This window comes from Actinomadura sp. BRA 177, from assembly GCF_013372625.1.
Classification (GTDB): domain Bacteria; phylum Actinomycetota; class Actinomycetes; order Streptosporangiales; family Streptosporangiaceae; genus Spirillospora.
In genome coordinates this window covers 1-7126 of record NZ_JABXFD010000201.1, presented here as the reverse complement: position 1 = coordinate 7126, position 7126 = coordinate 1, and the positions used below count along the sequence as shown (strand labels likewise).

The following is a 7126-nucleotide window of genomic DNA, read 5'->3' as shown; positions in this document are numbered from 1 at the left end:
GCGCCGGACGAGATCGTCCAGGCCGTCAAGGCCTCCGGGCTCCGCGGCCGCCGCCGAGGAGGCGCTGCGCGCGGCCGGCGTCGATCCACGCGCCAGGGGAGAAGCTCTGGACGTGGCCGCCTTCGCCCGTATTGCCGAGTATGGTCCTTCACGCCGGGGAGATCGATCCCCGACCCCCTAGGCGGGCGGATTCCGCCGGGGCGGTCGCGCGGGGCGGCACAACACCAGCACGAGCCGGAGGTCGATGTGAAGGCGCGTTCGCGGACGGCGCGGACCAGGGTGCCCCTCCTGGGGAGGCGGGTGCCCCTCGTGGGGACGGCGCTGCTCGCGACCGCGGGCATGGTCGCGACGGTGGCGGCCGGCTGCGGCGACGGCGCCGGCGCGGCACCGAAGATCACCACGACGGCGCGGGCCGGGGTCGCGCCGGTCCCGCCGAAGCAGGGCGCCTACTTCGGTGCCTGGGTGCCGCCGGAGGGCACCGGGCGGCCGTCGTCGTCCCCGTCGGGGGCGCCGTCCGGGACACCGTCGGGCTCGCCGTCCGGGAAGGACGCCGGCAAGCCCGGCATGGCGCCCATCGCCCGCTTCGAGCAGCGGCTCGGCCGGCAGCTCGACATCGTGCAGAGCTACCGGAGCTGGAAGAGCGACTTCCCCGGCGCCCTGGAGAAGTCCGTCGCCGACGGCAACCGGTACCTCCTGCTGACCTGGGGCGGCGCCGACACCCGGAAGATCGTCCAAGGCGAGTACGACGACCTGATCGCCAAGCGCGCCCGCGCTGTGAAGGACCTCGGCAAGCCGGTGTTCCTGCGCTGGTCGCGGGACATGGACCGGTCCTCCGCCGGGAAGCGCGTCCACTCCCCGGCCGACTACATCGCCGCGTGGAAGCACCTGCGGGAGATCTTCAAGGAGCAGCAGGTCGACAACGTCGCCTGGGTGTGGTGCCCCACCGCGCGCGGGTTCGGCGGCCCCGACGCCGGCTCCTACTACCCCGGCGACGACCAGGTCGACTGGATCTGCGCCGACGCCCAGCCCGGCGGCGACTACGACTACCGCGACCTGTCCGAGTCCGTGAAGCTGTTCATGGAATGGGCCCGCAAGCACAAGAAGCCCATCATGATCGCCGAGTTCGGGGTGCCGAAGGCCTACGGCACGCGCCGCGCCGACTGGCTCCGCGAGGCCGCCAAGACCCTGCAGGACCCGCAGGTCAAGGCCGTCGTCTACTTCAACTCCGACGAGCAGGCCGAGAACGCCCGCGACAAGCGCCGCGCCTACTCGGTGAACGGCGACAAGCACGCGACGTCCGCGCTCCGCGAGCTGGCCACGACCCCTTACTTCAACCCCCGCAACCTCCCCGTCACCAGCGGGGGCTAGCGGTCCCGTAGGGTCGTGATCGTGAGCGCAGTGACCGTACGCGTCCCCGCCAAGGTCAATCTCCAGCTCGGCGTGGGGCCGATCCGCGACGACGGCTACCACGACCTCGTCAACGTCTTCCACGCCGTGTCGCTGTTCGACGTGGTGACGGCGGAGCCCGCGCGGGAACTGGAGGTCCGCGTCCAGGCGGCGCCGCACTCGCGGGTGGACGTCGCCGGCGTGCCCGTCGACGACGGCAACCTCGCCGCGCAGGCCGCCCGGCTCGTCGCGGACCGGCTCGGCGTCGAACCCCGCGTCGCGCTGAAGATCCGCAAGGCGATCCCGGTCGCGGGCGGCATGGCGGGCGGCAGCGCCGACGCCGCCGCCGCGCTGGTCGCCTGCGCCCGGCTCTGGGACGACCGGGAGCAGCCCGTCCTGTCCCGCGACGACCTGATGGAGATCGGCGCCGACCTCGGCAGCGACGTGCCGTTCGCCGTCCTCGGCGGCACCGCCGTCGGTGTCGGCCGCGGCGAGCGGCTCACCCCCGCCCTCACCCGGGGCACCTTCCACTGGGTGTTCGCGACCGCCGACGGCGGCCTGTCCACGCCCGCCGTCTACGGCGAGTGCGACCGGCTCCGCCTGGAGGCGGGACGGACGGCGCCGTGGCCGAGCGTCTCGGAAGAGCTGATGACCGCGCTCGCCACCGGCGACGCCAAGGGCCTCGGCACCGCGCTGGCCAACGACCTGCAGCCCGCCGCGCTGTCGCTGCGCCCGGCGCTGCGCCGCACCCTCGACGCCGGCCGCGACCTCGGCGCGATCGGCGCGCTCGTCTCCGGGTCCGGCCCGACCTGCGCGTTCCTCGCCGAGACCGACGAGGACGCCGCCGACCTCGCGCACGCGCTGGACGGCGCGGGCGTCGCCGAGCAAATCGTCCGGGCGTCCGGCCCGGTCCCCGGCGCGACCCTGGTGTGAACCCGTGGTCTGATCTCGCTATGTGAAATCGCCGGTGTGAACCTCCCGTGCGCGACGGGCGTCCTACTCTCCGTGACAGCGATTCCCTGCCGCACCGACCCCTCCGGCGAGGTGGAGCGATGACGATTCTGTCCGGGCTGCTCGGCCTGGCCGCGCTCGCCATGATGGCGGCGCTGGCCGTCCTGGCCGTACGCCGTGAACGTGACATACGCCACAACGCACCTGGCGCGACCCGCCGCGGCGCCGCCGCGCAGGGCCACGTCGGCGATCCCGCCAGAACCCCCGGCCGTCCGCTGAGCGAGGAGGTCTGAGCGCACGAGCGGTCGGGCGGGGGCAATAGGGTTGGCGGTGTCGTGAATCTGGTCAACCTTGAGAACGTCGCCAAGGCCTACGGGCCCAAGCCGCTGCTCGACGCCGTGTCCCTCGGCCTGGACGAGGGCGACCGCGTCGGCGTCGTCGGCCGCAACGGCGGCGGCAAGAGCACCCTCGTGTCCGTCCTCGCCCGCGAGACCGAACCCGACGCGGGGCGCGTCACGCACGCGCGGGGGCTGCGGCTCGGCTACCTGACCCAGCGGGACGTCTTCCCCGAGGGCGCCACCGTCCGGTCCGTGGTGCTGGGCGACCGCGCCGAGCACGAGTGGGCGGGCGACGTCCGCGTCCGCGACATCCTCGCCGGGCTCCTCGCCGACCTCGCCCTGGACGCGCCGCTCGCCGGCATGTCGGGCGGGGAGCGCCGCCGCGTCGCGCTGGCCCGGCTCCTCGTCCCCGAGTCCGACCTGCTGCTGCTGGACGAGCCCACCAACCACCTCGACATCGAGGCGATCGACTGGCTCGCCCGGCACCTGAAGGGCCGCAAGGTCGCGCTGCTCGTCGTCACCCACGACCGCTGGTTCCTCGACGAGGTCACCGACCGGACGTGGGAGGTCGTCGACGGCAGCGTCGAGCGCTACGAGGGCGGCTACTCCGCCTACGTCCTCGCCAAGGCCGAGCGGTCCCGGATCGCCGCCGCGACCGAGGCCAAGCGGCAGAATCTGCTTCGCAAGGAACTCGCGTGGCTGCGGCGCGGCCCGCAGGCCCGCACGTCCAAGCCCAAGTTCCGGGTCGACGCCGCGCAGGCCCTCATCGCCGACGAGCCGCCGCTGCGCGACTCCGTCGAGCTGACCCGGTTCGCGACCGCGCGGCTCGGCAAGACCGTCTACGCCATCGAGGACGTCACCGTCGAACTCGGCGGCAAGGAACTGTTCACGCGGACGACGTGGCAGCTCGGGCCCGGCGACCGGGTCGGCCTCGTCGGCGTCAACGGCAGCGGCAAGAGCACCCTGCTGCGGCTGCTGGACGGGTCCGTCCAGCCGGTGGCGGGCACAGTGGTGCAGGGCAAGACCGTCCAGCTCGCGCACCTGACGCAGAACCTGGAGGACCTCGACCCGACCCGGCGCGTCCTGGAGTCGGTCGAGGAGATCCGGCGCCGCATCACCGTCGGCAAGCGCGAGTGGACGGCGAGCCAGCTCCTCGAACGGCTCGGCTTCGCGGGGGACCGGCAGTGGACGCCCGTCGGCGACCTGTCCGGCGGTGAACGCCGCCGCCTGCAGATCCTCCGGCTGCTGATGGGCGAGCCCAACGTCCTGCTCCTGGACGAGCCCACCAACGACCTCGACATCGAGACGCTCACCGAAGTCGAGGACCTCCTCGACGGATGGCCGGGCACCCTCGTCGTCGTCAGCCACGACCGGTACTTCCTGGAGCGCATCACCGACCACGTCGTGGCGCTGCTGGGCGACGGGCGCGTGTCGATGCTGCCCGGCGGCGTCGACGAATACCTGGAGCGGCGTGCCGCCGGGAACGCGCCCAAGCCGGGCGCGCCGCCCGCCGCCGAGAAGCCCGCGCCGCCGAAGCCCAAGGGCGGGCAGGACTGGAAGGCCCGCAAGGAACTCGACCAGCTCGAACGCCGCCTGGAGAAGCTCGCCGGGCAGGAGGCCGACCTCCACGAGCAGCTCGCCGCGCACGCCACCGACTACGGCAAGCTCCAGGAACTGGACGGCCGGCTCCGCGAGATCCAGGCCGAGGCCGCGACCGTCGAAGAGGAGTGGCTGATGCTCGCCGAGGATCTCGGCTAGCAGGACGGCCACTGGAGTATCCGGCCCGGACCGGGGATCATCCCTCAATGACGACTTGGATCATCAAGACGGACGCGCCCGGCGACGGCCCGCGGCTCGCCGTCAAGGACGCCATCGACGTGGCCGGCCTGCCCACCACGGCGGGCTGCCGGGCCATCGCCGAGCGCGCCGAACCCGCCGCCGCGGACGCGCCCGTCGTCGCCTCCGCCCGCGCGCGGGGCGCCCGCATCGCCGGCAAGGCCAACCTGAACGAGCTGTGCATGGCCGCCGACGGCGTCAACCCGTGGTCCGGCACGCCGGTGAACCCGCTCGACCCGTCGCGGGTGCCGGGCGGCTCGTCCAGCGGCTCCGCCGTCGCCGTCGCCACCGGCGAGGCCGACGTCGCGTTCGGCACCGACACGTCCGGGTCGATCCGCATCCCCGCCGCCTGCTGCGGCATCGCCGGGCTGAAGACCACCAACGGGCGGGTGCCCCTTGAGGGCGTGTATCCGCTGTCGCCGACTTTGGACGTCGTCGGGCCCATGGGACGCGACGTCGCCGCCGTCGTCCTCGGCATGGACCTCATCGAACCCGGGTTCACGCCCGTCCCGTATGACGCCTCCCTGCCGGTCGCGCGGCTCCGCGTCCCCGGCGTGGACCCCGCGATCGACGCCGCCGTGGACGACGCGCTGCGTCGCCTCGGGCCGCTCAGCGAGGTCACGTCCGCGCACTACGAGGAGGCCGCCACCGTCAACGGCGTCATCGTCAGCGTCGAAGGCTGGGAGCAGAACGGCCACCTGCTCGGCGACCCGGCCAAGCTGAGCGGACGCATCCACCGGCGCATCCAGCAGATGCAGGACGTGTCCGAGGCCGGGATGCTCGACTGGGCCCTCGGCCTCCAGAAGTCGCTCCGGGCCGAACTGGACGCGATCCTCGCCCGGCACGCCGCGATCGCCCTCCCGGTACTGACCTGCGTCGCCCCCGAACCCGACGAGGCGGACGAATCCGACCTCGTCCTCACCACGCTGACCGGCCAGGTCAACGTTGCCGGGCTGCCCGCGTTCGCACTGCCCGTGCCGCTGCCGGGGTCGCACCTGCCAGCGTCCGTCCAGCTCATCGGGCCCGCCGGAGGCGAAGAGCGGCTCTGCGGGCTGGCCGCCGCCCTGGAGGCCGCCCTGTCCTAGTCCCGGTCGAACGGGACGAGGAGGGTACGGAGGAGGCCGGCTAGAACGTCCCGCTGCTCCGGGCTGAGGCCCTCCAGGATCATCTGCTCCCGTTCGAGCAGGTCCGCGAACGCCGCGTCCACGCGCGTCAGGCCCGCCTCGGTGAGGCGGACCTGCACGCCGCGCTTGTCCTGCGGGTCCGGATGCCGCTCGACCAGGCCCGCCGCCGCCAGCCGGTCGATGCGGTTCGTCATCGTGCCGGACGTCACCAGCGTCGCGCGCAGCAGCCGGCCGGGGCTCAGCTGGTACGGCGTGCCCGCCCGGCGCAGCGCGGTGAGCACGTCGAACTCCCACGACTCCACGTCGTGCGCCACGAACACCGCGCGCCGCGCGCGGTCCAGGTGCCGGGCCAGCCGGGACACGCGGCTGAGGACCTGCAGCGGCCGCACGTCCAGGTCCGGACGCTCGGTCTGCCACGCCTCGACCAGCCTGTCGACCTCATCGCGCATCCCGCCACCCTACCTTTCTCGATATCGAGACACACGACCCGATCAGCCGGGCGGCGTCCGGCGCCTGGCGTCGTCCCGCCCGGTACACCGGCGACCAGCGGGACATGTCGCCCACGTTGTCGCCGAACGCCTCCAGCGACCCCTCGTCCGGGACGATGCGGACATCGGGTCCCGCTCCGTCCGACATGTGCGCGAACGGCTCGATCACCACCACCGTCCCGGCGCCCGCCGCGAGCGCCACGTTCGAGCCGCCCGCGAAAGCGCCGTCCATGTAGCGGCGGCCGCCGATCGTCACCGGCTCGGCGAAGCCCGGCGCGGAACTGCTCGCCGCGACGGCCGCCGACAGCGGGACGCCGCTCGACGCGTCCCATACGACCGGTTCGCCCGTCGCGACGTCCACGCCGGTGACCAGGAGCCGGCCGCTCGGCCACTCGTCCGTCCCGACGAGGAAGCGCATGCTCGCCCGATGCCGCTCCTCCGGGAGCGCCCCCGCCTCCAGCGCGAGCCGCCCGATCCGGCGCCTGACCTCGTCCGGCCCCAGATCCGGGTCGGCGCCTAACTCGAACGCCCGCCCCATCACCGACAGGTCCGCCGGCGGTCGCGGTTCGCTCGGCGGCGGCAGCTCCGCCAGCTCGGTGAGATCCCGTCCGGTCCTGATCGCGGCGCCCGCGATCGCGCCCGCCGACGTGCCGACGATCAGATCCGCGTCCGCCAGGTCCGAGCCCGCCTCGCGCAGCCCGGCCGCGAGGCCGAGCAGCCACGCCGTCCCGACCGGCCCGCCGGGCCCGAGCACCAGCGCCCATCCACTCGAAGTCATGACGGCGACCCTAAGCACCCCGCCCCCGCCACGCCATCGGCCGCAAGCCCTAGGCCCTCTCCGTTGACTTGCGGCGTGTTGTGGTTCTGGGGGGCCGGGAAATCACAAAACGGCGGAGGGAAAGGGAGAGGGCCTAGGGCTTGCGGCCGATGGCGTGGCGGGGGCCGCGTAGCATGAGGTGCTGGGTGGTGTACAGGTAGTGATGCCACGGGGGGGAAATCGAGG

General features: G+C 73.7%; 7 protein-coding genes and 1 pseudogene. 6 read left to right on the top strand and 2 right to left on the bottom strand.

Going from position 1 to position 7126, the window contains the following annotated elements:
* The 6 genes and pseudogenes from HUX53_RS07130 to HUX53_RS07105 all read left to right on the top strand — a co-directional run.
* Positions 1–181: pseudogene (locus HUX53_RS07130) on the top strand (16S rRNA (adenine(1518)-N(6)/adenine(1519)-N(6))-dimethyltransferase); the annotation flags it as partial.
* Between the two features lie 119 nt (positions 182–300).
* On the top strand, positions 301–1368 hold the full coding sequence (locus HUX53_RS07125; RefSeq protein ID WP_309237095.1) for a glycosyl hydrolase: 1068 nt from the start codon (positions 301–303) through the stop codon (positions 1366–1368).
* A gap of 30 nt (positions 1369–1398) precedes the next feature.
* Entirely contained in the window at positions 1399–2319 is a 921-nt protein-coding gene (locus tag HUX53_RS07120) for a 4-(cytidine 5'-diphospho)-2-C-methyl-D-erythritol kinase (RefSeq protein WP_309237096.1), read from the top strand.
* A gap of 119 nt (positions 2320–2438) precedes the next feature.
* Positions 2439–2630: a hypothetical protein gene (locus tag HUX53_RS07115; protein ID WP_176402367.1), complete on the top strand. Its 192-nt coding sequence runs from the start codon at positions 2439–2441 to the stop codon at positions 2628–2630.
* 42 nt (positions 2631–2672) lie between these two features.
* Complete coding sequence (locus HUX53_RS07110) at positions 2673–4433, top strand: ABC-F family ATP-binding cassette domain-containing protein (RefSeq protein ID WP_176402366.1); 1761 nt, start codon at positions 2673–2675, stop codon at positions 4431–4433.
* 47 nt (positions 4434–4480) lie between these two features.
* Positions 4481–5596, top strand: coding sequence for an amidase (locus HUX53_RS07105; RefSeq protein ID WP_176402365.1), 1116 nt, complete (start codon positions 4481–4483; stop codon positions 5594–5596).
* Here the strand turns inward: HUX53_RS07105 and HUX53_RS07100 are convergent.
* Both HUX53_RS07100 and HUX53_RS07095 read right to left on the bottom strand, forming a co-directional pair.
* On the bottom strand, positions 5593–6084 hold the full coding sequence (locus HUX53_RS07100; RefSeq protein WP_176402364.1) for a MarR family winged helix-turn-helix transcriptional regulator: 492 nt from the start codon (positions 6082–6084) through the stop codon (positions 5593–5595). The two genes, HUX53_RS07105 and HUX53_RS07100, sit on opposite strands and share 4 nt — an antisense overlap.
* On the bottom strand, positions 6074–6901 hold the full coding sequence (locus HUX53_RS07095; protein ID WP_176402363.1) for a patatin-like phospholipase family protein: 828 nt from the start codon (positions 6899–6901) through the stop codon (positions 6074–6076). Before HUX53_RS07095 ends, HUX53_RS07100 begins: the two co-directional genes overlap by 11 nt.
* Between the last annotated feature and the right edge of the window lie 225 nt (positions 6902–7126).

Bases quoted from the DNA above. Each gene is read 5' to 3' on its own strand.
- HUX53_RS07115 (WP_176402367.1), top strand. From the start codon at position 2,439: ATGACGATTCTGTCCGGGCTGCTCGGCCTGGCCGCGCTCGCCATGATG.
- HUX53_RS07105 (WP_176402365.1), top strand. From the start codon at position 4,481: ATGACGACTTGGATCATCAAGACGGACGCGCCCGGCGACGGCCCGCGG.
- HUX53_RS07100 (WP_176402364.1), bottom strand. From the start codon at position 6,084: ATGCGCGATGAGGTCGACAGGCTGGTCGAGGCGTGGCAGACCGAGCGT.
- HUX53_RS07095 (WP_176402363.1), bottom strand. From the start codon at position 6,901: ATGACTTCGAGTGGATGGGCGCTGGTGCTCGGGCCCGGCGGGCCGGTC.